This is a genomic window from Bradyrhizobium manausense, from assembly GCF_018129685.1.
GTDB classification, from domain to species: domain Bacteria; phylum Pseudomonadota; class Alphaproteobacteria; order Rhizobiales; family Xanthobacteraceae; genus Bradyrhizobium; species Bradyrhizobium manausense_D.
The window spans coordinates 137285-161347 of sequence record NZ_JAFCLG010000004.1 but is presented as its reverse complement, the minus strand read 5'-3'; the positions used below and the strand labels follow the sequence as shown (position 1 = coordinate 161347).

Genomic DNA, 24063 nt, shown 5'->3' with positions numbered 1-24063 from the left:
TCGCGGTGGCTAGTTGCGCCACCGCCGGGCGACGTCGGTCAGATGCGCGAGACCGGCGGCCGCAAGGAAGAGACTTGCCAACATCCAGCCGCTGCCGGCGAGGGTGGCCCGCAGTGCGAGCAGAAGACAGGCGCCAGCGCACAGATTTGGCAGCAGGTCGAATGGCGCGACCCCGCGCCGGGCGCGCAACCAATAGACCAGCAAGGCCACAGCCTCGATAACGACCACGACGAGAATGAGATCGACGAGGCGTCCGCTCGCAAACAAGTCAGCCATGCCGAAAGATCACATGGACGCCTGCGCCAGGCAACCGGCCATCACGCGAACGGTGCATTGAGGCGGACCACGGTGAGGTTGAGAAACGCGGCGAACGACACCCACAGCAGATAAGGCACCAGGTAAAGGCTCGCGGGCCTTGCGAAACGCCAGAACACGATGATCGGCAACAGGATCGAGAGCCACAGGAACACCACCTCGATCAACGCCCAATCCGGACGCTTCAGCGCGAAGAACAACGTGCTCCACAACACGTTGAGAAATCCGTTCAGGGCGAACAGTGCAACGACCCATTCCCGTTGCGCGCGGCTCCCGGCGTTGCGCCAGGCATGGACCGCCGAAGCCGTCGCAAGCGCAAAAATCAAGGTCCAGGCCGGTCCGAACAGCCAGTCCGGCGGCTGCCATGGGGGTTTTCGCAGGCTCTGATACCAGACCCCGGTGTCGGTCAGCGTGCCGCCGAGCAGCGCAATGAAGATCGCGACCGATGCCGCGATCAGCACCGGCCTCCAGAAATTGCCGCGCGTCGCCATCAGGCCGATGCCAGTCCTGCCATGTGGGCAAGGTTCTTGAAGAAGATGCGCACATGGGCGACCGGCTTGGCGCGAACCAGTTCCTTGTTCATATAAGCATCCCACGTCAGCTTCTGGACGTCGCGGTCGCGGCAGATGCTGACGAAGCGCTCGCGGCGACGATCATTGGAATACCAGTACCACTGCATCACGCCGAGAATCCAGAACACGACGCCGTGCAACCGCATGAAGCGCTTCCGCGCATTGCGCAGGGCCTTGGCGTTCCCTGTCTCCAGGAACTCGTCCACGGCTTCCGCCGACAAGCGTCCGCCGATCATCGCATAGTAGATCCCTTCGCCCGACGCGGGAGCAACGACACCCGCCGCATCGCCGGCGAGCAACACGCTGTGCCCATCATCCCACCGCGGCAGCGGATGCAGCGGGATGGGCGCGCCCTCACGGCGGATGGTTTCGGACCTTGCAAGCCCCGCGGCCTCACGCAGGCCTCCGACGGACCCCCGCAATGAAAATCCCTTATGCGCGGAACCTGTGCCGACGCTGACGGTGTCGCCATGCGGGAAGACCCAGCCGTAGAAGTCGGGAGACACGGTGCCGCGGTAATAGACGTCGCAACGTGTACCGTCGAAGCTGGACGTCGCCGCCGGCGCACGAACGATCTCATGATAGGCAAACACATAAGGCATCCGATCCGCACCGGGCAGGCATTGCCGCGCCACGGCCGACAAGGCACCATCGGCGCCGATCAACGCGCGGGCCCGAACCGTGCTTTCCGCGGTGGTCCCGTCGGCGGCGCGTTCCTCATAATGGACGACGGTCGTGCCGGTTTCGTCGCGTTCGAAACGCTTGAACAAGCCAATCTTCCGCTTCGCGCCAGCCTCGGCGGCGCGTGCCCGTAGCCATTCGTCAAAGACATCGCGGTCGACCATGCCGACAAAGCCGCCGTCGATGGGCATGTCAACCTGCTTGTCCGATGGCGACACCATCCGGGCGGAGTTGACGTGCGCGACCAGCAGATGATCGGGAATATCGAAATCACGGATCAGCCTCGGCGGGATCGCGCCGCCGCAAGGCTTGATGCGCCCGGCGCGGTCGAGCAACAACACGCTCCGGCCGAGCTTTGCAAGATCGTGCGCCGCCGTCGCGCCCGACGGCCCTCCGCCAACCACCACGACATCAAAAATCTCCGAACTGGTCATGACCGCGCTCCTTCTGCGATAGCGGCTACCGGCGAATCGAAAACACGCCGCTGCATCGCGTCCTTTGCCGGAGCGCGATGAACCCAAACGGCCAACACCGCGGCAACGACGAACAATCCTGCCTCAGATGCGAACACCGCCGAATAAGACAACGCCGCCGATGTCAGGACATAGCGCGCGATGTCGCTGGCCAGCGTTCCCAGGAACCCACCAATTCCGAATGCGAACGCCTGCGCCGCGCCCCACAGACCCATGCGCACGCCTTCACGCTTCTCTTCGCCCGCACCGACGAGTGCCATCATCGAGCCGATCGCCGCCACCGCGTAGGCCCCATTGGTAACGCCGAGCATGAACACGGTCTCGCGCAGCGGCCAGGACGGCCCGACAACCGCCGCTGCCGCCAAACACAACAGCGCGATCGACGAAGCGAGGCATCCGCCGATGGTCCAAATCTGCAGGTTTCCGCGAGATCGCGGATAGATGGCGCCAATCAGCGGCACTAATGCCATGCCGATCAACGTTCCCGCATGCTGGACGCCCGAAAGCTTCGTCGTCTCGCCAGGCGTGAAGCCGAACACCGTGCCGGCGAACGGCTCGAGGATCAGATCTTGCGCGCTATAGGCAAGCATCGAGACAAAGACGAAGATGGCGAATCGCCGCGATCTTGGTTCGGTCCAGACTTCCAGGAAGGCTTCGCGGAACGACGCTTGGCGCGGCGGCCTGGGAGCCGATCGGGCTTTGGCGGCCGGACCTGCTTCGACGCCCCATACGCCGACGACAGTGAGAACCATCGCCACCACGGATACCGATGCCGAAACAATGATCAACCGCACCGGCGAAAACGGATCGAGCAAATGGCCCGCTACACCGGTGGTCACGATGAAGCCTGCGATCATCATCACCCAGACGATGGTGGCCGCCGCCGCTCGGCGGTTGTCGTCGGTGCGCTTGGCGAGCAGGACCAGCAACGACGTGCCGGCGGCGCCGACGCCCACGCCGATCAGGCAGAAGGCAACAACCGCGAGCGCGATACCAAGCAGCGGATGCGTCGTCATCCAGGCCGTCGCGACCGAGGCTATCAAACCGCCGGTTGCGAGTACCGCCATGCCGCCGACGATCCATGGTGTCCGCCGCGCGCCCAGATCGGAGCCGTGGCCCCACGCCGGCCGAAAGACCTGGAGCACATAGTGGATGGCAACCAGCGCGCCCGGCAGCATCGCCGGCATTGCCAGCTCGACCACCATGACCCGGTTCAGCGTCGATGTCGTCAGGACCACGATTGCACCGAGGCCGGTCTGAACCAAGCCTAGTCTGACGATGCCGAACCACGAGAGAACTGAACCATTCATGGTCAACTCGCTCGCATCGCGGCCAGCGCAAAGGCGCTGACGAGCATGCCGACGACATAGCAGCTGACACCCGTGCCGTTATACCAGGGCGCGCGCTGGCGCGGGCTCTTGAGGAAATGGACCATCAGGCACAATTGCGCGAGCACCAACGCGGCAACCGCCGCCGCATAAAATGGCCGCTGCCACGCCAGCAACATCGCGACGACTCCGAGTTGCGGCACCGCCATCACCAGACAGGCAAAGCGCGCGGCATTGCCGACGCCGAGCAGCACCGGGAGCGAATCGATCCCCATCCGCCTGTCGCCTTCGACGGACTTGAAGTCGTTGAGAGTCATGATGCCGTGGGCGCCGATGCTGTAGAGCAGTGCGATCAGGACGATGCGCCAGTCGGGCGCGGAGGAACTCATCACGGCGGCCCCGGTGAACCAGGGCAGGCCTTCGTAGCAAAGTCCGCACGCGGCGTTGCCCCACCAGCCGTTCTGCTTGAGGCGGACCGGCGGCGCGCTGTAAGCCCACGCCAGCACGAGGCCGACGATCGCGGCAACAAAGCCCCACGTGCCGAGCATGGTCGCCACCAGCAACGACAGGGCCGTCCACACGCTTGCGATATAAAGACCCCAGCGGCCGGGAATGCGCCCCGACGGGATCGGCCGCTCAGGCTCGTTGATGGCATCGACATGCCGGTCAAACCAGTCGTTCACCGCCTGGCTGGTCCCGCAAACCATGGGTCCGGCCAGCAGCACGCCGGCGATGATCATCGGCCAACGCTGACCCGGGGAAACGCCCGACGACACGATCCCGCATCCCAGGGCCCACATCGGCGGAAACCAGGTGATCGGCTTCAGCAGTTCAAGAACGACCGACGGCGCGGGATGGCTGACGACGGCACTAGTCATCTTCGGCCTCCCCTTCTCCCGCATGCTCCGCAAGCCCAAAACGCCGGAGCTTGACGTAAAGGCTCTGACGGCTGAGCCCAAGCATCTCCGCGGCCGATGCGCGGTTGTCTCCGGTCAATTCCAGCGCGGCCTCGATCGAGAGCTTCTCGATGACGTCGGTCGCCTCGCGCACGAGATCGCGCAGCGGAACCCGTCCGATCCGTTCAGTCAGCTGGGCGACGGAGCGCGGGAGCTCTCGGGCCGAGGACGGCGATGCCGAAAGACGCTTCTCGACATTGCGAATGGCGAAACCGAAACCCTGCTTGCGGTCGTCGTGGATCAAGGATGCCGCGGAGACCTCGACGTCCGTCGTCGCGCCGTGCTCGCCGCGCAGCGAGGTCGAGAACAGTTTGATCGAACCGGTCTGGCGAAGATTGGCGAACGCCACCGCGAAGTCGACACCGGCACGGCCGAGCCAGCGATCCAGCAATTCGCCGCGAGACTGCTCCGCGCTGCCGAGTTGCGCCATCTCGGTGAAGGCCGGGTTCACCTTGACGATGCGGCCGTCATGCCCCGTGATCACCAATGCGTCGGGCGCAGCGTCGAAATACTCGAGCAAACTCGACGTCGCCTTCAGCGCACTGGCCTGCGGCGCCGTCAGTTGCGCGGACAGGCGGACCAGAAACAAGGTCGCGTTCTCCTGCCGGAACTGGGATGCGGCGACAACGCACTCGCGATCGCCCTTGGCGAGCCTGGCGCGGACACTGCCGTCCCGACCGGTCGCACGAACATTGGACAGCAGCGTTTGAACCGGTTCGGCGTCTGCCGCATCGAAATGTGAGGAGAGATTCGATTTCAGGACCTGCGGCGCGCTCTCGTCGAGCAGCGCCAGCGCGGCCGGATTGATCTCGAGGATCGCATTGCTGGAGGCATCAACGATCATGGCTGCTTCCGACGATACCTGGAACAACAAGCGATAGCGCGTTTCGGCGTGACGCAGCCGGACGTAGTCGCGCTCCATCGATTGCTGGGCGTTGACGAGCCGTTGTTGCATCGCTGCAAGCGGCCGCAGATCGCGACCGACCACGACGAAACGATCGTCGCGTCCGATGTTGACGGCCGAATACAACACAGGAATATCTGTGCCGCCGGGCGACGGATGATTGACCTGACGCCAGATCGAAGATTTTCGGCGCATCGCGTCCTGGAGCAGTTCCTCGGCTTTCGCACGGGTTTCGGACGTCACGATGTCGGCCAGCCTCGAACCGAGCCAGCGGCCGTGGGCGTCGAGTTCGAGCGACAAATCCTCCTTGTTGAAGGCGACATCGCGAATGACCCCCTCGCCGTCGACGATGACGGCGACGTCGCTGGCCGCCGCGATCAGGTTCGCGGCCGGCAATGCGCCGAGATTCCCCAGCGACTCCTTCGGAGATTTGAACACCTGAACCAGGGCAAATATCCTCCAACAACCCGTGATCTCTCACCTAGCGTTCCTCGAACCTGTTTTTGTTGGCGGACGCTTTTCGCACGAAGCCCGGATTGGGCCGTGCGCCGCCGTTTCGTCGCGAACAGCCGAGTCCCGGGAAGACGACGAAACCTGACGCGCGCCGCCGCGGGATGCTGCAATCCGGCGCGTGTCCAAAAGCTCTGACGAATTATCGCGGCAGGGCTAGGCCGTGCTTGACGCCCCAATCGAACCAATTGTCGACGACCGTACCGGAGAGAAGAATGCCGATACCGCCGCAGAGCGGGCAGAGCACCGCAAACCACCACGCCCAGCGATGGATCGATTCCGCGGTCGCATTGAAGCCCATGGTCCAGCGCCAGAACAGAGCTGCCCGCTCGAGCGCCGTACCGCGGTCGACGATCTGTTCGATCTCGCGCTCGCCGCCGTAGCGGCTGACTGCGAGGATCGTCGCGCCGTGCATGGCGAACAGAAGTGCTGAGCCGTACAGGAACGCGATCGACAGCATGTGGAACGGATTGTAGAAGAGGTTGCCGTGCGTGATCGAGAAGTTGTTGGTCCAATCCAGATGGGGGAAGATGCCGAACGGAACGGCTTCGCTGAAATGTCCCATCAATAACGGCCGGATGAAGCCGAGCACCAGATAGAGCCAGATCGCCGAAGCGAAAGCCCAGGCGACATGGGTGCCCATGCCGAGCGCGCGGGCCCGACGGTAGGTGCGTGCCCACCACAACAGGATCGAGGTGGTCAGGAAGAAGCCAGCCATCAGCCACCACCCTCCCTCCTGCAAGGGCGGGAAACTGATGCCGTATTCGGGCTTCGGCGGCTCCAGCGAGAGCCAGGGGAGTTGCCTGACGAATTCGATCGGGCTCCAGTTCACCGATGCGAGCATGTTGAGACCGATGATCTCGATCGCGACGATGCCGCATGCAATGGACGCCAGCCCGAGAAATCCGAGATAGAACGGGCCGACCTGGGCGTCACCGATCTTTCCGAGCCAGTAGTTGAACCGGCCCTCACTGGTACGAACCCATATTCCCGGCTGAATCGGAATGCCGGGATAGATGGTGCTGCGCACCTGCACTTGTGTAAAGAAGTTTTGATATTGGGCCATGGCTCAGGACTCTCTCTGATGACCGGATTTAGTTTGAGGACCAGATCGGAAGATTGCGCCACCAGTTCCACCACTCGGACCAAGCATTTCCTTCCGACCACAACGGCCCGCTGATCACGATGCAGACCGCGCTGAAGAACACCGCGGACAGCGCGATGAAGAGTCCGACACGATGGATGCCGAGGGTGCCGACCGAATAGCCGATCAGATCGCGGAACATGGTGTTCTCATGTTCAGGCGATTTCACTGGCTCGCCACGATCGGGATTGGTCGATGACAGGATCAGGCCGCCGTGCAAGGCCAGCGCCAGGCACGTCGTGAAGAAGAAGGTGATGGCGATCATGTGCGCGGGATTGTAGTGGAAGTTGCCGTATTGGTAGCCGGTGTTCGACACCCAATCGAGATGGGTGATGATGCCGTAGGGGAAACCGTAGCTCCACGATCCCATCAGGACCGGCCGGATCACCACCAGGGTGAAATAGGCCAGGATGGCGAAGCCGAAGGCGAACGGCACGTGATAGCCGATCCCGAGCTTGCGACAGATTTCGACCTCGCGCAGTGCCCAGGAGACGAAAGCGCCGAGCGCGCAGATCGTGACGATCTGCCAGATGCCACCTTCCTGCAGCGGCGCGAAAGACAGGCCGTATTTGACGTCCGGCGGATTGACGCTGATCTGCCAGAGATTCCAGGTGGGGCCGAGCGCGGTATTCCACAGGATCATTGCGATGCCGACGAAGGAAAAGAACACCGTCGTCACCCCGAAGAACCCGACGTAAAACGGACCGACCCAGAAGTCGAACAGGTCGCCGCCGATGAGCGTTCCGCCGCGAACGCGATATTTTCTTTCAAAGCTGAGCATTGCCATCGTTCGTTCCTCCGCCTGCGCAAACCAGCGTAACCATCATCTCCGGGTCGCTACCGGAAGCGGACGAGACGGGCCGCTCGATCCTGCCTCGTCCGTTCCGGTACGCATTTCCTCATGCCATCAGGACGGCATGCTTGGTGGTGTGTACGGCAGAGTGATCTCTGACGTCTTCGCCTTGCGGGGCCCGTCCAACCAGTTGAACCGGTCGGTCGAGAGCAGGATGAAGTGGATCACGATCGCCAGTCCGAACAGGAACGTGAAGAGCGCGACCAAGGCACGGCGCGGATCGAACAGAAGCCAAATTCGCCACATGATTGCCTCCCTCTATGTCAAGTACGAAAGGGCGACGCTGGCGACGTGCTGGATGCTATCCAGCGCCGTCGTCTTGTAGCCGCCCGGGCCGGGCAACCAGGGACGCCACATCCAGGCGAGGATATGGGCAACCACCGCGACAGCCGTGAAGAGCAGGAAGCTCGTCATGAATATCGAATGGAATTCCTTGGCTTCAGCTTCGGATAGCCCCGATAAGGAACCGTCCTTCATTTGGTATCCTCCTAGTGATGGCCTTGCGGCCGTTCGCCGCCCGAGCGTGGGCGACAGCGATTGCCGGACCTTTCGATACGGCGCTTATCCACCCGGCGACTGGCCGGACGGAATCCCGGTTACAGGCCCATGAACGACGATGTGACGATCGTGCCCGCGGCACTGCGGGCCTCCGCGAAGATCGACTCGCGGTTCCTGGAATGATCGAAGGCCGCTCGTTTGCGCCAGGGCGTCAGCCGCGAGAGCGCGGCCCGCAATAGAAAGGCCCCGTAGCAGGCCCCAAACACCACTTGGGATTCGATGGTTCTGTTCCCGCCATGCGCTTTCGTTCGATCGCCATAAGCATAATCGGACATCGACATCACCTCCCGCATATCGTTCTTCAGGTGCAGATACGGAATCACCGGAAACAAGCCGGCCTCGATCATTCTCATGCTGGCGCTCCACTGATCAGCGCCGCGCGGGCCCTGGCCACGAAATCCGTGGTGACCCGCGCCTCGCCGGCCTGGCGCGCACCGCTCTCAGCGGCATCGCGCAGGCGCTTGGCCGCCGAAATGCGCACCAGCACCGGATGAGCCTCCAACACCTCGTCGAGCAGCGCCTTGGCCTCGTCGCTCCAGAGGATTTCCTCGTGCAGCCGCGCGGGCGTCGGGTCGACACGATCGAGATCGGCTGCCAAGGGCAGGATATTGAACAACGCGTCGAACAGCGCGTTGCAGACTTCCTGAACGAGGTAGGTCGCGCCCGAATAGCCCATGAACGGCGTGCCGGTATGGCGGCGGATCACCGCGCCCGGGAAGGACGCCGGCACATAGATAGCCCGGCCATTGGCCTCGGCCAAATACATGCGTTCGTTGTAGCTGCCGAACAGGATTAGCGGTGGCTTCTCGCGCACCGCGGATCGCACGGCATCGTTGTCCGGCTTGACGCCCGCCTTGCGCGAGAAGGAGAAGGTGCACGGCAGACCCATTTCTTTTTCCAGGAAATTCCTCACGCCGCGCGCATAGGTCTCGTTGGCGACGATGGCGAAGCTGGCTGTGCCGAAAAAGTCCTGGGTTACCGATCGCCACAGATCCCACAGCGGCTTGATGGTGGTGTGCTTCTCGCGCGCGATGAACGGCTCGGGATCGAGGCCCAGCAGTTCGCCGAGCTTGCGCAGAAATCTGGTGGTGGAGTGAAGGCCGATCGGCGCCTGCAAATACGGCCGCTCCAGCGCCTCGCACAGCATCCGGCCGAACTCTCGATACATGCAGACGTTGACGTCGGCGTTCACCAGCTTCGGAATGTCGGCAAGATGGCTTCCGAGCGGGAAAACCATGTTGATCTCGGCGCCGATGCCCTCGATCAGCCGGCGGATCTCGGCGAGGTCGGACGGCATGTTGAAGGTGCCGTAGATCGGCCCGATGATGTTGACGCGCGGTTTGACGCCGTCGGCGCGCGGCTTGCGCTCGGGAATTTTCTTGACACCGTATTCCTTCCAGAGCCAGACGATGGCGCGGTCGGCGCTCTGCCACTGATCTTCGTCGATGGTGCGCGGCAGGAAGCGCTTGATGTTGGTTCCCTCCGGCGTCACCCCGCCGCCAATCATTTCGGCGATCGACCCGGTGACCACGACGGCCGGCAGATAGGGATCGAGCACGCGGTGCGCGCGCTTCATCGCGCCCTCGGTGCCGGTCTGTCCGAGCTCTTCTTCGCCGAGGCCCGTCACCACGATTGGCAGCTCGTGCGGCGGCAAAGCGTCCGTATAGTGCAGCACCGATGTGACCGGCAGATTTTCGCAACCGACCGGACCGTCGATGATGACCTGCATGCCCTTCACGGCAGTGAAGGCGTACACCGCGCCCCAGTAGCCACCCGCACGATCGTGGTCGAGGACCAGCATCAGATCATCTCCTCGGCTTTGCGCTTCTTGGCCTGGGCTTCGATCTGCTTCCTGTATTTCTCGCGGAAGGCCACGTTTTCGTTCGGCGTATCTTCCCAGATGCCGGCGGCGTGGCCTTCGCCGACATCGCCGAAGAAGTCCTTCATCTCGTCGAAGCGACTCTGGTTGGCGAGCGCGGCGTTGACGACCTGCGCCAGCGAGCCGGCACCGGCGACGCCGAACAACGGGCGCGCCGAAATCAGATTGGTGAAATACAGCGCCGGGATCGCGAGTTGCTTGGCCTTCTGAACGACCGGCGTGGTGCCGATGGCCAGATCGGGCTTGAACTCGCCGACGGCGGCCAGATCCATTTCCAGCGATGCGCGATACTGAACGCGTGTGCCCCTGGCTTCCAGCCATTCGCGGTCGGCATCGGACCATTGCGTCCTCGGGCAGGCCGTGCCGACATAGGATACGCGCGCGCCGCTCTCGATGAGGAGCCGCGCGACGAGAAGTTCGGAACCTTCGTAGCCGGAGACCGTGATGCGCGCGTCGATCGGCTTCGCCGCCAGCGCGGCCTTGATCATCGGCAGGAAGCGGTTCTTGGCGGCGTCGATCTTGTCCCGCGCGACGTTGCAGGCCGTGCCGATGGCTTCAAGCCAGGCTTCGGTACCGTCATGCCCAACCGGCGCGGAACCTACGATCTTGCGGCCGGCCAGTTCGAACTGGCGGAAGCTCGCCGTGTAGAACGGATGGATCGCGGCAATAACGGAGCCATCGAGCGCGGCGTATAGCTCGCGCCACTCCCGGGTCGGCACCACCGGACCGGCCGCCAGACCGAGCGGATCGAGCATCATGCCGATACCGACGGGATCTGCCGGAAACATTTCGCCGACGAGGGTCACCGTCGGCCGTTCGCTCTTGCCACCGCGCGGCGCCTGAACCGGCCCCTGCTCCACTTCCTTGCGGGCATATTCGAGCATCGCTGCCGCCAGGACATCCTTGGCTTCGGCATGGGTCGGCACACCAAAGCCGGGCACGTCGATACCGATGATCCGTACCCCGTTGATTTCGTCCGGCAACAGATCGAGCGGAACGCCGGACGCCGTGGGTACGCAGAGATTGGTGATGATGATGGTGTCGTACAGCGCAGGATCGGCGAGCTTGAAGACAGCTTCGCGAATGTCCTCGAACAGCTTGCCGGTGACCAGCGTCTCGGAGTTGAAGGGAACGTAGCCGACCGTTCGCCGCGCGCCGTAGAAATGCGAGGTGAAGGTCAGCCCGTAGACGCAGCAGGCAGAGCCCGACAGGATCGTCGCGGTGCGCCGCATCCGCAGGCCGACCCGCAGCGAACCGAATGCCGGGCACATGCTTTGCGGCTGGTCGTGCGGACCTTTGGGATAGTCGGCGGCATAACGATCGAGGATCTCGCTCTTTCCCGCAGCGCCGGCGGCAGCCTTGAGTTCAGCAGCACCGGCATGACAGCCCAAGCCGTCGCTCTTGGTCGCTGCGGTGTTGATGGCGGGCTGTGCAACGACGGCGTCCGTCGCCGCCACGTCGAGCTCGACGGGCTCGTTCACGACGGACTCGGCGATGGCGCCGGCGTATCGCGGCAGGATGACGTTCATGTTGCGCTCCGCGTCATGCTGCCGCTCACGCCGCGTCGTAGACGACTTCGAGGGACGGCTTGTCGACGACCGACTTGCCGCACATGTCCTCCATGGTCGCAGGCTCGAGCACGACTCCGCGGCCGACCACTTCGCCCTTGAACAGGCTCAGCAGACCGTCCTGAGTCAGCGGCGCGGGGCGAACCGGCGGTGCCAGGCCAACATTGGTGGCAAGTTCTTCGAACAGCGAGCTCCACGCTCCGCCCGGCAGGCCGATGATCTCGTAATTCGCGCTCTTCTTGCGGATGTCGTCGTCGGCGGGGATTGCCGCGAGAACGGGGATACCGACCGTTTTGGCGAACGCCGCCGCCTCGCCGGTGCCGTCGTCCTTGTTGATGACCATGCCGGCGACGCCGACATTGCCGCCGAGCTTGCGGAAGTATTCGACCGCCGAGCAGACATTGTTCGCGACGTAGAGCGACTGGAGATCATTCGAGCCGACGACGATGACCTTCTGGCACATGTCGCGCGCGATCGGCAAGCCGAAGCCGCCGCAGACCACGTCGCCAAGGAAATCGAGCAACACGTAGTCGAATCCCCATTCGTGGAAGCCGAGCTTCTCCAGCAGTTCGAAGCCGTGGATGATACCGCGGCCGCCGCAGCCGCGGCCGACTTCGGGGCCGCCGAGCTCCATCGCGAACACGCCGTCGCGCTTGAAGCAGACATCACCGATCTTCACTTCCTCGCCCGCAAGCTTCTTCTTCGACGAGGTTTCGATGATAGTCGGACAGGCGCGACCGCCGAACAGCAGCGAGGTGGTGTCGCTCTTGGGGTCGCAGCCGATCAGCAGCACCTTCTTGCCCTGCTGAGCCATCATGTACGAGAGATTGGCCAGGGTGAAACTCTTGCCGATGCCGCCCTTGCCATAGATGGCGATGATCTGGGTTTCCTTGGTCGCCGGCGTCGTCACCGGCGCGTCGGGCTCGATCGACGCTTCCGCCCGCAGAGCGTCCTTCATGGTGATGGTTGGCACGACATTCATGAGAGCGAACTCCAGTTCAGGACCATTTTCAGGCAAGCCGGATCCTCGAACGCGATGCGATACGCATCCGCGGCAGCCCGGGCGTCGTGGTGGTGGGTGATCAGTCCGTCGAGCGAGAGACGCCCGGATTCGATCAGCCTCTTGATCGCGATCAGATCCGCTGGTTGCCACTCCGCGGCAACGCGTAGCCGCGCCTCGCGCATGAAGGCGGGCGGGAACGCAAAGGACAGTCGCTCGCTGTAGAAGCCGGCCAGCACGATCTCGCCGCCCGGCGCGATGCGACCAATCAAGGAATCGAGCAGGCCCGCGTCGCCGCTGACGTCGTAAATGCTCTTGTAGTCGCGCCGCGTATCGTGCTCGGGATCGATCACGCCATAGTCGATCGCGCCCCCGACGCGCGCTGGATTCGTCTCCCACACGGTCGGCGGCTCGTTACGAACAGCGAGCGAGATGCGGGCCAGCAGCCGCCCCAGCACGCCGTGACCGACAATGCAGTCCGGCGCCGAGGCGCCGCGCGCGGCGATGGCGTGATAGGCCGTCGCCGCCAGCGCCAGCAGGATTCCACGCTCACCGAAATGCTGATCGAGCGACACCACGCGTTTGGCGGGCACGACCAGGCGCGAGGCCGAGGCACCGAACAGGCCGCGCACCTCGCCGAAACATTTTGCGCCGGGAACGAAGACCCGCTGGCCAGGATGCAGATCGGTGGCCGATCCCGCTTCAACGACATGCCCGACCGACTCGTAGCCCGGCACCAGCGGATATCCCATGCCCGGAAACGAAGGCATCCGGCCCGACCAAAGCAACCGCTCTGTGCCCGTGCTGACGCCACTCCAGTCGACATCGACGACGACGTCGTCGGCGGTCGGAGGAGTCAAAGCCAGCCGATTGAGCTCGATCTGCTCCGGCTGCTTGAGAACTACCGCGATGGTCTCCATCGCACACTCCGATCTTCGGCGGCTATTCCGCAACTGTCATGCTAGACTTACATTTTGGACTGTCAAGTTTGATTAACGTCAATCTTGCTGTTTCGCGCCGTTATCACGCTTGCCAGCATCGGCATTGCGACCGGCCGCAGCGCAATATCGATAAAGCCGGCCTCGGTGAGCATGTCGCGCAGCCGCGCGAAAGTCCGGGGACGGCCGCTGCCCATTGCAAGCAGATAGAAAGCGAAATAGGCGTCCCCGATTGGCTCGGCACCGCGAACGCCGGAGATGGGCTCGGCAATGAGAAGCGTGCCATCGGATGACAGGGCCACGCGAATCGCACGCAGCAGAGTCATGATGTCGGCGTCGTCGTGATCGTGGATCACCCGCACCAGCGAGACGATATCGGCCCCCTCGGGGAGACGGTTCGCAAGAAAGCTCCCTCCGATCGCGACCGCACGCGATGACAGCCCCTCCGCACGAAACCGTTCGCTGGCCTGGTCGGCCACCGCGGGCAAATCGAACAGAACGCAGCGCAGTTTTGGTGCCCGTGCCGCGACGGCGGCGATGAAGGAGCCGTCGCCGCCGCCTATGTCGAGCAGGCAGCGATGTTCGCGAAAGGAGTAAGCCGACAGCACCTGTTGCGATATCATCGGCTGTGACGCCGCCATCAATGCGGTGTATGGCCCGATCGCGTCACGCGACAGATTGGCGGCCTTGCGATTGCCTGCATAGGGCCAATACGCGGCGAGTTGTCCTGCGCCGACGTCACCGCGCAGCAGCGCGATCGGATCCTTCAGGTCGTCATACAGCATCGCATGATGCTCGATCATGGCGACAACGCCGGGATTGCCCCTCAGGGCTGCCCCGAGCGAACCAAGGCCGTAACGGCCGTCGCTGCGACGCTGCAGCAGTTGCAGCGAGACCGCCGCATCGAGCAGCATCAGCGTCGCGTCGGACGGTAGCGGCAGACGCGATACGAGTTCTGCCGAACTCAACGGCCCATCTGCCAGTTGATCGAACAGCTTCAGGCGGACGCACGCGAACAGAACCTGTGAATAGACGAAGCCGGCGCAGAGGTCGAACAGCGCGCCCGCCCGCCGCCGCGCGATCGGCCGCGTTAGCGCAAAATTGGCTGCAAATCGCTGAAAAGCTGGATTGGCGAGGATCGAATCGCGCCAGCCCAGCAGGCGATCACGCAAAGATGGCCGCGACATGCCGTGTGCCGAAGGTACGACATTCACACCGCGCGCCGCCTCGGATGTCTCGCCGCCGCTATCACGATGTGTGATCGCGGCCATGGTGGCTATGCCGCGAACTGGGCAAGCTTGGCAGGCACCAGGCGCCTGGCTTCCGAGAGCATCAGCGAACGCAATTCGGCGCCATTGGGACATGGCGGAATCGCATCGATTGCGCCGCGCACCAGGTCGTGCAAACGGTAGAGTGCGCCATCGAGGCCAAGCTCGATCACGGCGCTCGGACGCCCGAGGGCGAGGTCGCGGCCGACGGGCTTGCCGATCTCATCTTCCTCGGAGGCAGCGTCACGAATATCGTCGGCGACCTGATAGGCCTCGCCGAGCTTCTCCCCAACCATCCGCCACGGCTCGCAATCGGCACCGGCCGACGCGGCGCCCGCAACGGTCGCCGCAGCGAACAGCGCGCCTGTCTTGGCACGGTGATAATGTGCGAGATCGATCTGGTTTTCGCATTCCCAGGCTTGCCCCGCGACGATCCCTGAGGGAACGCCGACCGATCCGGCCACCGTCAGGGTGAGCGTCGCCAGCCGCTCCGGCGTGCATTGAAGACGCGCCAGCGTCTGGAATGCGAGCACGATCAACGCATCTCCAGTGAGAACCGCGAGCGGCTCGCCGAACGCCTTGTGCACGGAGGGACGGCCGCGCCGCGTCTCCGCCGCGTCGAAGCACGGCAGGTCGTCGTGCACGAGCGAGGCACAATGCAGGAGTTCGAGGGCCGCGCCGGCAGCTTCCGTGGCGGCGGGATGATCCTCGCCGCAGGCGGCTGCGACGCTGTGGCAGAGCCTTGGTCGCACGCGCGCACCGCGGGGAAACACCGCGTAGCGCATGGCCGCTGCCAGCCGGGGGGGACAGCCGGGAAGCTCAGCCTGGCCAATCGCGTCGTTGAGTGCCCGTTCGATCCGGCTGCTGACGTCCATGGCTGGCTCCCGTGTTTGACACAAGGAATGTCAATTTGACTTGTCGTAGTGAGTGTAAATAATTATAGACACATGTCAACGACAACCCGGAGCAGCTGCGCAGATGCCCAGAGATCGTGTTGTCGTTGTCGGTAGCGGCGTCGCGGGACTCGTCTCAGCCTTCGCACTCGCAGCACGCGGCCTTGATGTCACTGTCCTCGAACGCGCCGCCGCGCCGGGCGGCAAGATGCGGCAGATCGCGATCGGGTCGTCGCGGATCGACAGCGGTCCGACCGTCTTCACGATGCGCTGGGTCTTCGACGAACTGTTCGCAGCGGCCGGCCGAAATTTCACAGACCATGTCCGGCTGCGCCCGCTGGAGGTTCTGGCGAGACACGCTTGGGATGAGCACGCCCGGCTCGATTTGTTTTCCGACCACGAGCGTACCGTCGATGCGATCGCGACTTTTGCCGGCGCACAGGAAGCAGATGGTTACCGCGCCTTCTGCCGCGATACCCGTGGCATCTATGAGATTCTCGAAAAACCGTTCTTGCGCGCCTCCCAGCCTAGCATGGGCGGACTGATCGGCGCCGACGGCCTTCGCGGGCTGATGCGGCTGCCGCAGATCAAGCCGTTCTCGTCGATGTGGTCGGCGCTGGGGCGATATTTCGCCGATCTGAGGCTGCGGCAGTTGTTCGGACGCTACGCAACTTATTGCGGATCGTCGCCGTATCTCGCGCCGGCGACGCTGATGCTGGTTGCGCATGTCGAGCGCGAGGGCGTCTGGTCCATCGACGGCGGCATGCAGGCGCTCGCGAAAACGCTGGCGGAGTGCGCAGGCTCCTTCGGCGCTGCGATTCGCTACGGCGAGGACGTCAGCGAAGTCCTGATCTCCGGCGGCCGCGCCAGCGGCGTCAGGCTCGCAAGCGGCGAGCGCATTGCGGCGGACGCCGTGATCGTGAATGCTGATGTTGGCGCCGTCGCGGACGGAGCGTTCGGTACCCCTGTCCGTCGCGCTGCGGCGGCGATCCCGCTCCGCGCCCGCTCGCTGTCGGCCATGACATGGAGTGTCGTCGCAAAGCCTGATGGCTTCCCGCTCCACCGACACAACGTCTTTTTCTCGGGCGACTATGCAGCCGAGTTCGACGACATTTTCGCGCGGGACCGGCTGCCGCGCGAGCCGACGGTCTATGTCTGCGCCCAGGATCGCGACGACAACGATATCGCGCCGAACGGCCCCGAACGATTTCTGGTCCTGGTCAACGCGCCCGCAAATGGCGACCGGCATGTCTACGATGCAACGGAGGTGGCACAATGCGCGCAACGAACATTCGACATGCTGGAGCGCCGCGGTCTGCGAATCCAGCCGCAAGCAGATGCGACGCAAGTGACGACGCCAGCGGATTTCAACCGGATGTTTCCGGCCACTGGCGGCGCGTTGTACGGCCGCAGCTCTCACGGATGGACGGCCTCTTTCCAGCGTCCGGGCGCACGAACCAGAATTCCGGGCCTGTATCTGGCAGGGGGCAGCACGCATCCGGGTCCGGGCGTGCCGATGGCGGCCTTGTCGGGTCGTTCGGCGGCAGCGAGCCTGCTCGCGGACCTGACTTCTCACGGGTCGTTCCGGCGAACGGCTATGCGTGGTGGTATGTCGATGCGCTGAGCGACGACGGACAAAACGGCATCACCATCATCGCTTTCATCGGCAGCGTGTTCTCACCCTATTACGCGTTCGCACGGCGCAAGGGACCGGCCGATCCGCTCAATCATTGCGCCGTCAATATTGCAATCTATCGCAGCGGCGGCAATCGTTGGGCCATGACGGAGCGGCCGCGCGGGGCGGTCAGCCGTACGACGGACACATTCACAGTGGGCCCAAGCCATCTGTCCTGGGACGGCAAATCGCTGACCATCAATGTCGACGAAATCTCGGTTCCGATCCCCGGACGCCTGCGCGGCACCATCCGGCTGGTCCCCACCGCGATCGCACAGCACGCCTTCGTGCTGAATCGGGACGGTCATCATCGATGGTGGCCGATAGCGCCATGCGCGCGCGTCCAGGTGCGGCTCGATCATCCGCGCCTGAGCTGGCAGGGTGACGGCTATTTCGACATGAACTGCGGCGACGCACCGCTGGAGCACGGCTTTTCGGATTGGCAATGGGCACGCGGAGCGATGCAGGACGGCACGGCGATCCTTTACGAAGCGGAACGGCGCGACGGCAGCCGGGTCGACCTGGCGATGACGTTCGATCCGAACGGACGGATGCAGATCTTCGAGCCGCCGCCAACGGTGGACCTGAGGCGCAGCGGCTGGCGCGTCGCCCGCAGCGTGCGCAGCGACAGCGCCGCCAAGATCGTCAAGACCCTCGAAGATGCGCCGTTCTATGCCCGCTCGGTCGTGTCGGCGACGCTCCTCGGCGAGCCCGTGACGCTGATGCACGAAAGCCTGTCACTTGATCGCTTCAATATGCCAATCGTCCAGGCCATGCTGCCATTTCGCATGCCGCGGGCGCGGAGGTAGATCTGGCGGGATCAAGGTGACGCGGTCGGCTTTTGCTGCTTGGTCGGTTCAGCTTCCTTCTTTCTGTCGAGCCGCCGGCAAACCAGTTCGAGGACACCCCAGGCCGCCGCGAACATGAGCACCACGAAGAGCTCGATGAAACCAAGATAGCTGTCCATGATGTCGCCCCGCGAAACTCTCCGCAGCTACCGTTTCAGTACAGAATTGGTTTCAGCCGAATGTTACACCCAGCTCACCAGCGGCGGCATCGAACTCAGGATGGTCTCGATGTTGCCGCCGGTCTGAAGTCCGAACATTGTGCCGCGGTCGTAGAGCAGATTGAACTCGACATAGAGGCCGCGGCAGGCGAGCTGCTGCGCGCGCTCGGCTTCGGTCCACGGTTCCATCATCCGTCGGCGCACGATCCGTGGATAGACATCCAGCAAAGCAAGTCCGACGTCGCGCGTGAAGGCGAAATCCTTGTCGAAGTCGCCCGTGTTGAGATGATCGTAGAAGATGCCGCCGACGCCGCGCGCCTGGCCCCGATGCGGCAGGAAGAAGTAGGTATCGGCCCACGGTTTGAACTTGCCATAATAGCCGGGATCGTGAGCGTCGCAGGCCCGCTTCATGGCGGTGTGAAACGTCACGGCGTCCGGCGCGTCCTGGGTTCGCTGCTCGGGCAACATCGGCGTGAGATCCGCCCCCCCGCCGAACCATCCATGCGTTGTCGACAGAAATCGTGTGTTCATGTGTACGGTCGGCACCCGCGGGCTGCGCGGATGCATGATCAGGCTGATGCTGGTGGAGACATAGTCGAGCTGAATGCCGTCGCCCGGCAACTTTTTGGCCATCTCTGGCGTAAGCGTGCCGTTGGCCGATGAAGTATGGATACCGATCTTCTCGAACAGTCTGCCACCGCTGAGGAAACCACCGGTACCGCCACCGCTGCCGGTCGCGCGCTGCCACGGCTTGTAGGTGAAGGTGGCAGGCTCTCCCGGGAACAGCTCGGCCGGGGCCTCGCGCTCCAGCAACTCGACCTCGGCGCAGATCCTGTCGCGCAACGATTCGAACCAGACCTTCGCTTCGGCACGTCGCCGTTCGACGAGACCGTTGCTGCCTTCCCGGATGGACTCGGTGCCGTGCATCTCGTTTGTTCTACCGGTAGGAGGCCGTGCGTTGCAGCTGGTCGCGACGTTCCAGCCGCTCGAACAGATCGATCACCCAGACCACGCGGTCCTCGATCGGCCGCCGCCGCGGCTGCGCGTTATCGCGCAGCGGCGTTGCCGCTACGGCCTCGACCAGGAAACGGGTCTCTTCAATATCGGCGGTCTTGACGTCAAGCTTTCTCGCAGGTGCCCATTCCGTTTGCGGCAAGAGCAGCGTTCGCGCCAAGACCGCGAGCTTGCGGTTGGTGGAGACGACCGCACGCTGCGACACCGAATCCAGCCCGCTCCGCTCCAGTTCGCGGCCGATCTCGGCATAAAGTGCGCGGGCCGCATAGATTCCGGGACGGCAGCCGATCGGCAGGTTGGCGATCCCGTGCGTCGCGCGGGAATAGAAGGTATCGGCCGCATCGAGCAGCCTCTGTACGATGGCCGCAACCTCAGGCGTGAAACAAGGGTTCGCCAGCCAAATGTCCGGATCGACCCCCGCCTCACGCAGCCACGATTGCGGCAGATAGAGCCGGCCGGCGCGGGCGTCCTCACCGACGTCGCGAGCGATGTTGGTCAACTGCATCGCGACGCCGAGATCGCAGGCGCGCGCAACAATCTCGGGAGCGCGCTGTCCCATCACGAGCGTCATCATCGCGCCGACAGCACCCGCGACCCGCGCTGCGTAGGCCGTGAGATCCTGCAACGTCTCATAGCGGCGGACCTCCGCATCCCATGCCAGCCCCTCGAGCAGGGCTTCCGGCAACTCACGGGGAATGCAGAATTTCGAGACGACGTCGGCAAACAGGCGATCCGCAGCAAGGTCGGTCGGCTGGCGCCGATAGGCGCGATCCAGCCGGTCCCGCAACCGCGTCACTGCCGCAGCGCGGTCCTCGCCGAGATCGACGGCATCATCGGCCAAACGGCAGAAAGCGTACAGCGCGATGGCGGGCTCGGCGACCCGGCGCGGCAGCACCTTCGAGGCCGCGTTGAAGGTCCGTGAGCCGCCCTTGAGCAGGGCACGGCAGGCAGCCATGTCGATGGGATCGAGCCTTATCGTCATGCGGTCACCATGCTTGCAAGGTGCGAGGCTTCAGGCACCTGGGAATCCAGAACGCGCGCCGACGAGAGCACGCCGGGCAGGCCCGCCCCGGGATGCGTGCCGGCGCCGACCAGATACAGATGTTCGATATCTTCGCTCTTGTTGTGCGGGCGAAACCACGCACTTTGCGTGAGGATCGGCTCCAGCCCGAAGGCCGCGCCGCGAAACGAGGAGAGACGGTCCTGGAAATCCTGCGGCGTCAGCATCCGCGAACTGACGATCTCATTCTCGAGATCAGGCAGCATGGTCCTGGAGAGTTCGCCTGCAATCGCCTGGCGGTAGCCTTCGGCCACAAGACTCCAATCGGTCCCGCTTTGCAGATGCGGGACGGGTGAAAGCACGTAGAACGCGTCGCAGCCGTCGGGTGCAAGGGATGTGTCAGTCGCGGTCGGGCGATGCAGATACAGGCTGAAATCGTCAGCCAGAATCTTGCGATCGAAGATGTCCGTCAGCAATCGCTTGTAGCGCGGCCCCAGCAGGATCGTGTGGTGCGGCACGCCCTCGTATCTGCGACGTGTGCCGAAATACCAGACGAACAGGCTCATCGAATAACGCGCACGTTCGATGCGCCTGTCGGTCCAACGCGACCGCGCTGACGCAGGCACCAGATGTCGATACGTCCATGCGGAATCGGCGTTCGACACCACGACATCGGCGGCAATGGTCTCGCCCGAAGCCAGCCGTACGCCGCGCGCAACGCCGTTATTCACGACGATCTCGCGGACCTCCTGGTTGCAGCGGAGCTTGCCGCCCTGTCCCTCGATCAACTTGACCAGGCCATCGACCAGCCGTCCAGTGCCGCCAAGCGCAAAATGCACGCCCCAGCGCCGCTCCAGAAATGCGATCAGGCAATAGATCGAACTCGCGGTGAGGGGGTTGCCCCCGATCAGCAGCGGATGAAAGCTGAAGACGACGCGCAGGCGCGGGTCGCGGAAGAACTTCGAAACCAGCGCATAGACACTGCGATAGCTCGACAGCCGCAGCATCTCGGGCGCGATCTTCGCCATATCCGTCCATTTGCTGAACGGCACGTCGCCGAGCCTCTCGAAGCCGACCTTGAAGATCTCCTCGCTGGCCTTCATGTACGCGTCGTAGCCATCAACGTCACCAGGCGAAAATCGCGCGATCTCGCGGCGCATCGCGCCAGCATCGCCGGAATAGTCGAAGTGCGATCCGTCCTGAAACCGAATCCGGTAGAACGGCGAGACCGGTACCAGCGTCACGTCGTCGGACATCTTTCGTCCGCACAGCTTCCACAATTCCTCGAATAGGAAAGGCGCGGTCACGATGGTCGGCCCCGCGTCGAAGGTGAAGCCGTCCTGCCGGTAGACGTAGGCACGGCCGCCAGGGGCATCGAGCTTTTCGAGAACCGTGACGCGGTAGCCCTTTGCGCCGAGCCGGATTGCGGCTGCCAATCCGCCAAAGCCGCTGCCGATCACCACCGCATGCGGCTGGCAATGCGGTGGCGCTGATGGCGTTGTTCGGACTGAGGTAGAGTCCAGCATGCGGCCACTGTAATTAATTCTTGACAGTTGCCTAGCCTGAAAGTGTACATTCCTTGTTACATTTGTTGAGCCGCTTGCTCGGCCGCATTTGCGTGGGCGTATTTCATGATGAGGTGCGCGATCAGTTGCGGCTGCTCTTCGTGCGCGAGATGGCCGAGGCCGGGCAGTCGCTCGATCACGGCACTTGGAAGAATCTCGCGAACCTGTCGCGCGACCTCCGGCGATATCGAACGATCATTGGTGGCGGCCACCAGGACCAGCGCCGTCGTCAGCCGTGGCAGATCGTGCAGCAGCGGCTCGAGTTTCCAGTTCGCCATCATCCCCAGTGCGGCCGCAACATGCGCGGGATTCCGCACCAGCCTGCGATAGAGTGCAATCCCCTCCTGATCGATGGTCGAACCGGTGTTGGCGATCAGCCGCTCGACCGCGCCGGCATGAGATGCCTGCCAGGCGAACACCCGGGGCACCAGCGGATTCATCACCAGCAGATTCGCCAGCGGCGCGACCAGATGGTTGGCCACGCCGCCGAACGGCATGAAGGCGCCGTTCAGGGCGATCAGCAAACGCGGTGCGATGCGGCCGGCGAGACACATGCGCGCCGATATCGCCGCCCCCGCGGAATGAGCGACCGCGATCTCCGGCTTGATCTCCAGCTTGCGCAGCAGCGCGCCGATGTCCGCCGCCATGCCCGGCAGCGACAGCCGGTGTGACGGCGGAGATTGGGTAAATCCGTGTCCGGGCAAGTCCGGGGCGATCACCGAGAAATGCCGGGCCAGCAGCGGCAACAATTCGCGCCAGGAATGCGTTGCGGCCCCGGTACCGTGAATCAACAGCAGCGACGGCCCATCGCCCATTCGCTGCACATGCCAGCGGATCCCGGCCGCCTCGACGAACACACTGGCATTCCGGTTGGGCCAGTCCGTACCATCGCGGCTCCAGACGAGACCGAACATGGCAGTGCCTTATGAGGCCGATGCCGACGGCACGCCGGCAAGGAACGCGTCGTAGGCCGCAATGAATTCGGCTTCGGCTTCGAAGTGCGGCATCGCACCGGTCGAGAACACACGAATGGTCCAGTTGGCGCGGCCCTCGACTTGTGACTTGTTGGTGTAGTCGACGAAATCACCGCGCATGCCGTGGCTCATCCAGACCGGCAGTGTCAGTGAATTGTAGATTTTCGGAATGTCCTTGCTGAACAGAAATCCGGAAACGAAATAATATGGTGCGTGCTGCGCTCCGGGTTGGTGGGTGGTGAGATAGTCGTACTCCAGTAAGCCCTCGTCGATATTGGTCGAGCCCCAGGTCTTGTTCAGGAAATAGCGGATGATGCGACGGCTGGTCAGCAGCCGGAAGAAGCCTTCGCTCCACAAGGGAAACTCGAAAAGTCCGTGTAGCCACGGCTTGCCGCGGGTGCCTTCGCGCGTGGTCGCGGTCTTGTCGAATGTGGTGAAACCGGTCGGGCTGACGAGCGCCAGAGAGCGGAATGCCAGCGGCGACTCAGAGACGGCCCGCGCAAGAAATTCCGACGACAGCGACACCGCCAGTGCGTCGATCGGACTGCGGCCGAAATCGTTCTGGATTTCGCGAACCGCAACCAGGATCGCATCCGTCATCATGCGTACGGTATATTCGCGCTTTCCGCGCTCGGAATGACCAAAACCGGGAAGCTCGAGCGCGTAGACGGTCCGGGTTCGGCGGTAGTGTTCGTAAAGCGGCTTGACCTCATAGGCCGAGGCCGCGGCATTGACGCTGTGAACCAGCAACAGCGGTGGGAATTTGCCGGGTGCCTCGGGACCGGCCGAAAAATATGTCAGCCGTCCGACTGGACTGCCAATCTCATGGCGCTGCCCCGAGACGGGCGCCGGCAATTCGTCAATGCCATGCAACGCAGAAGAACGAATCGTCGGGGCGGCTGCGCTCATCGCAAATCTCCTTTTTTGAACTCGATCGCATCTCGCCGTGGCCAAGACCGTAACAGCAGTGTATCAGAAATGACAATCGT

25 protein-coding genes are annotated in these 24063 nt (G+C 63.6%); 2 read left to right on the top strand and 23 right to left on the bottom strand.

The features are described 5' to 3' along the window. Nucleotides 1–9 precede the first annotated feature (9 nt). From JQ621_RS13350 to JQ621_RS13270, 17 genes are all read right to left on the bottom strand, one after another. Nucleotides 10–276 carry a hypothetical protein gene (locus tag JQ621_RS13350; RefSeq protein WP_212235170.1) on the bottom strand — a complete coding sequence of 89 codons (267 nt, stop codon included), beginning with the start codon at nucleotides 274–276 and terminating at the stop codon, nucleotides 10–12. 41 nt (nucleotides 277–317) lie between these two features. Continuing rightward, nucleotides 318–806: a TspO/MBR family protein gene (locus tag JQ621_RS13345; RefSeq protein ID WP_212235169.1), complete on the bottom strand. Its 489-nt coding sequence runs from the start codon at nucleotides 804–806 to the stop codon at nucleotides 318–320. Continuing rightward, nucleotides 806–2002, bottom strand: a complete 1197-nt coding sequence (locus JQ621_RS13340; RefSeq protein WP_212235168.1) for a geranylgeranyl diphosphate reductase — start codon at nucleotides 2000–2002, stop codon at nucleotides 806–808. Before JQ621_RS13340 ends, JQ621_RS13345 begins: the two co-directional genes overlap by 1 nt. Next, nucleotides 1999–3351: a BCD family MFS transporter gene (locus JQ621_RS13335; protein WP_212235167.1), complete on the bottom strand. Its 1353-nt coding sequence runs from the start codon at nucleotides 3349–3351 to the stop codon at nucleotides 1999–2001. The genes JQ621_RS13340 and JQ621_RS13335 overlap by 4 nt, the downstream gene beginning before the upstream one ends. Nucleotides 3352–3353: 2 nt before the next feature. Beyond that, nucleotides 3354–4247: a chlorophyll synthase ChlG gene (chlG, locus tag JQ621_RS13330; RefSeq protein ID WP_212235166.1), complete on the bottom strand. Its 894-nt coding sequence runs from the start codon at nucleotides 4245–4247 to the stop codon at nucleotides 3354–3356. Then, on the bottom strand, nucleotides 4240–5625 hold the full coding sequence (ppsR, locus tag JQ621_RS13325) for a transcriptional regulator PpsR (RefSeq protein ID WP_249125255.1): 1386 nt from the start codon (nucleotides 5623–5625) through the stop codon (nucleotides 4240–4242). The genes chlG and ppsR overlap by 8 nt, the downstream gene beginning before the upstream one ends. 256 nt (nucleotides 5626–5881) lie before the next feature. Then, a complete protein-coding gene (gene pufM / locus JQ621_RS13320; protein WP_212235164.1) occupies nucleotides 5882–6805 on the bottom strand; it encodes a photosynthetic reaction center subunit M in 924 nt (307 codons plus the stop codon). Between the two features lie 28 nt (nucleotides 6806–6833). Continuing rightward, nucleotides 6834–7670, bottom strand: coding sequence for a photosynthetic reaction center subunit L (pufL, locus tag JQ621_RS13315; protein ID WP_212235163.1), 837 nt, complete (start codon nucleotides 7668–7670; stop codon nucleotides 6834–6836). A gap of 120 nt (nucleotides 7671–7790) precedes the next feature. After that, nucleotides 7791–7982 (bottom strand): light-harvesting antenna LH1, alpha subunit, encoded by a 192-nt coding sequence (pufA, locus tag JQ621_RS13310; protein WP_015684467.1) that lies wholly within the window; start codon nucleotides 7980–7982, stop codon nucleotides 7791–7793. A gap of 12 nt (nucleotides 7983–7994) precedes the next feature. Further along, nucleotides 7995–8213: a light-harvesting antenna LH1, beta subunit gene (gene pufB, locus JQ621_RS13305; protein WP_021076708.1), complete on the bottom strand. Its 219-nt coding sequence runs from the start codon at nucleotides 8211–8213 to the stop codon at nucleotides 7995–7997. Nucleotides 8214–8332: 119 nt separating this feature from the next. Then, entirely contained in the window at nucleotides 8333–8641 is a 309-nt protein-coding gene (locus tag JQ621_RS13300) for a hypothetical protein (protein WP_249125254.1), read from the bottom strand. Between the two features lie 2 nt (nucleotides 8642–8643). After that, complete coding sequence (bchZ, locus tag JQ621_RS13295; protein WP_212235162.1) at nucleotides 8644–10095, bottom strand: chlorophyllide a reductase subunit Z; 1452 nt, start codon at nucleotides 10093–10095, stop codon at nucleotides 8644–8646. Next, complete coding sequence (bchY, locus tag JQ621_RS13290) at nucleotides 10095–11702, bottom strand: chlorophyllide a reductase subunit Y (RefSeq protein WP_212235161.1); 1608 nt, start codon at nucleotides 11700–11702, stop codon at nucleotides 10095–10097. Before bchY ends, bchZ begins: the two co-directional genes overlap by 1 nt. A gap of 25 nt (nucleotides 11703–11727) precedes the next feature. Further along, on the bottom strand, nucleotides 11728–12723 hold the full coding sequence (locus JQ621_RS13285) for a chlorophyllide a reductase iron protein subunit X (RefSeq protein ID WP_212235160.1): 996 nt from the start codon (nucleotides 12721–12723) through the stop codon (nucleotides 11728–11730). Further along, entirely contained in the window at nucleotides 12720–13661 is a 942-nt protein-coding gene (bchC, locus tag JQ621_RS13280) for a chlorophyll synthesis pathway protein BchC (RefSeq protein WP_212235159.1), read from the bottom strand. Before bchC ends, JQ621_RS13285 begins: the two co-directional genes overlap by 4 nt. A 62-nt stretch (nucleotides 13662–13723) precedes the next feature. Next, nucleotides 13724–14866 (bottom strand): methyltransferase, encoded by a 1143-nt coding sequence (locus JQ621_RS13275; protein ID WP_212235397.1) that lies wholly within the window; start codon nucleotides 14864–14866, stop codon nucleotides 13724–13726. Nucleotides 14867–14955: 89 nt separating this feature from the next. Next, on the bottom strand, nucleotides 14956–15822 hold the full coding sequence (locus JQ621_RS13270) for a polyprenyl synthetase family protein (protein WP_212235158.1): 867 nt from the start codon (nucleotides 15820–15822) through the stop codon (nucleotides 14956–14958). 103 nt (nucleotides 15823–15925) lie between these two features. Here JQ621_RS13270 and crtD point away from each other — a divergent pair, with 103 nt between their 5' ends. Together crtD and JQ621_RS13260 are read left to right on the top strand one after the other, a co-directional pair. Continuing rightward, complete coding sequence (crtD, locus tag JQ621_RS13265) at nucleotides 15926–17464, top strand: 1-hydroxycarotenoid 3,4-desaturase CrtD (RefSeq protein ID WP_212235157.1); 1539 nt, start codon at nucleotides 15926–15928, stop codon at nucleotides 17462–17464. Between the two features lie 47 nt (nucleotides 17465–17511). After that, nucleotides 17512–18324, top strand: coding sequence for a hydratase (locus tag JQ621_RS13260; RefSeq protein WP_409334222.1), 813 nt, complete (start codon nucleotides 17512–17514; stop codon nucleotides 18322–18324). 11 nt (nucleotides 18325–18335) lie between these two features. Here JQ621_RS13260 and JQ621_RS13255 read toward each other — a convergent pair whose 3' ends face one another. From JQ621_RS13255 to JQ621_RS13230, 6 genes are all read right to left on the bottom strand, one after another. Next, nucleotides 18336–18482, bottom strand: a complete 147-nt coding sequence (locus JQ621_RS13255) for a hypothetical protein (RefSeq protein ID WP_212235156.1) — start codon at nucleotides 18480–18482, stop codon at nucleotides 18336–18338. A gap of 63 nt (nucleotides 18483–18545) precedes the next feature. Beyond that, nucleotides 18546–19448, bottom strand: coding sequence for an oxygen-dependent coproporphyrinogen oxidase (hemF, locus tag JQ621_RS13250; protein ID WP_212235155.1), 903 nt, complete (start codon nucleotides 19446–19448; stop codon nucleotides 18546–18548). Between the two features lie 10 nt (nucleotides 19449–19458). Beyond that, on the bottom strand, nucleotides 19459–20517 hold the full coding sequence (locus tag JQ621_RS13245; RefSeq protein ID WP_212235154.1) for a phytoene/squalene synthase family protein: 1059 nt from the start codon (nucleotides 20515–20517) through the stop codon (nucleotides 19459–19461). Continuing rightward, nucleotides 20514–22061, bottom strand: coding sequence for a phytoene desaturase (locus JQ621_RS13240; protein WP_212235153.1), 1548 nt, complete (start codon nucleotides 22059–22061; stop codon nucleotides 20514–20516). Before JQ621_RS13240 ends, JQ621_RS13245 begins: the two co-directional genes overlap by 4 nt. 56 nt (nucleotides 22062–22117) lie before the next feature. After that, on the bottom strand, nucleotides 22118–23014 hold the full coding sequence (bchO, locus tag JQ621_RS13235; RefSeq protein WP_212235152.1) for an alpha/beta fold hydrolase BchO: 897 nt from the start codon (nucleotides 23012–23014) through the stop codon (nucleotides 22118–22120). Nucleotides 23015–23023: 9 nt separating this feature from the next. Continuing rightward, complete coding sequence (locus tag JQ621_RS13230) at nucleotides 23024–23983, bottom strand: alpha/beta fold hydrolase (protein ID WP_212235151.1); 960 nt, start codon at nucleotides 23981–23983, stop codon at nucleotides 23024–23026. Nucleotides 23984–24063: the final 80 nt, after the last annotated feature.

What these genes read in the sequence shown, in the direction of transcription:
- JQ621_RS13350 (WP_212235170.1), bottom strand. Translation starts at nt 276, where the DNA reads ATGGCTGACTTGTTTGCGAGCGGACGCCTCGTCGATCTCATTCTCGTC.
- JQ621_RS13275 (WP_212235397.1), bottom strand. Translation starts at nt 14,866, where the DNA reads ATGTCGCGGCCATCTTTGCGTGATCGCCTGCTGGGCTGGCGCGATTCG.
- JQ621_RS13335 (WP_212235167.1), bottom strand. Translation starts at nt 3,351, where the DNA reads ATGAATGGTTCAGTTCTCTCGTGGTTCGGCATCGTCAGACTAGGCTTG.
- pufB (WP_021076708.1), bottom strand. Translation starts at nt 8,213, where the DNA reads ATGAAGGACGGTTCCTTATCGGGGCTATCCGAAGCTGAAGCCAAGGAA.
- hemF (WP_212235155.1), bottom strand. Translation starts at nt 19,448, where the DNA reads ATGCACGGCACCGAGTCCATCCGGGAAGGCAGCAACGGTCTCGTCGAA.
- JQ621_RS13345 (WP_212235169.1), bottom strand. Translation starts at nt 806, where the DNA reads ATGGCGACGCGCGGCAATTTCTGGAGGCCGGTGCTGATCGCGGCATCG.
- bchC (WP_212235159.1), bottom strand. Translation starts at nt 13,661, where the DNA reads ATGGAGACCATCGCGGTAGTTCTCAAGCAGCCGGAGCAGATCGAGCTC.
- JQ621_RS13285 (WP_212235160.1), bottom strand. Translation starts at nt 12,723, where the DNA reads ATGAATGTCGTGCCAACCATCACCATGAAGGACGCTCTGCGGGCGGAA.
- JQ621_RS13300 (WP_249125254.1), bottom strand. Translation starts at nt 8,641, where the DNA reads ATGATCGAGGCCGGCTTGTTTCCGGTGATTCCGTATCTGCACCTGAAG.
- pufM (WP_212235164.1), bottom strand. Translation starts at nt 6,805, where the DNA reads ATGGCCCAATATCAAAACTTCTTTACACAAGTGCAGGTGCGCAGCACC.
- pufA (WP_015684467.1), bottom strand. Translation starts at nt 7,982, where the DNA reads ATGTGGCGAATTTGGCTTCTGTTCGATCCGCGCCGTGCCTTGGTCGCG.
- JQ621_RS13270 (WP_212235158.1), bottom strand. Translation starts at nt 15,822, where the DNA reads ATGGACGTCAGCAGCCGGATCGAACGGGCACTCAACGACGCGATTGGC.
- pufL (WP_212235163.1), bottom strand. Translation starts at nt 7,670, where the DNA reads ATGGCAATGCTCAGCTTTGAAAGAAAATATCGCGTTCGCGGCGGAACG.
- JQ621_RS13240 (WP_212235153.1), bottom strand. Translation starts at nt 22,061, where the DNA reads ATGCTGGACTCTACCTCAGTCCGAACAACGCCATCAGCGCCACCGCAT.
- chlG (WP_212235166.1), bottom strand. Translation starts at nt 4,247, where the DNA reads ATGACTAGTGCCGTCGTCAGCCATCCCGCGCCGTCGGTCGTTCTTGAA.
- JQ621_RS13340 (WP_212235168.1), bottom strand. Translation starts at nt 2,002, where the DNA reads ATGACCAGTTCGGAGATTTTTGATGTCGTGGTGGTTGGCGGAGGGCCG.
- bchO (WP_212235152.1), bottom strand. Translation starts at nt 23,014, where the DNA reads ATGTTCGGTCTCGTCTGGAGCCGCGATGGTACGGACTGGCCCAACCGG.
- JQ621_RS13255 (WP_212235156.1), bottom strand. Translation starts at nt 18,482, where the DNA reads ATGGACAGCTATCTTGGTTTCATCGAGCTCTTCGTGGTGCTCATGTTC.
- bchY (WP_212235161.1), bottom strand. Translation starts at nt 11,702, where the DNA reads ATGAACGTCATCCTGCCGCGATACGCCGGCGCCATCGCCGAGTCCGTC.
- crtD (WP_212235157.1), top strand. Translation starts at nt 15,926, where the DNA reads ATGCCCAGAGATCGTGTTGTCGTTGTCGGTAGCGGCGTCGCGGGACTC.
- bchZ (WP_212235162.1), bottom strand. Translation starts at nt 10,095, where the DNA reads ATGCTGGTCCTCGACCACGATCGTGCGGGTGGCTACTGGGGCGCGGTG.
- JQ621_RS13245 (WP_212235154.1), bottom strand. Translation starts at nt 20,517, where the DNA reads ATGACGATAAGGCTCGATCCCATCGACATGGCTGCCTGCCGTGCCCTG.
- JQ621_RS13230 (WP_212235151.1), bottom strand. Translation starts at nt 23,983, where the DNA reads ATGAGCGCAGCCGCCCCGACGATTCGTTCTTCTGCGTTGCATGGCATT.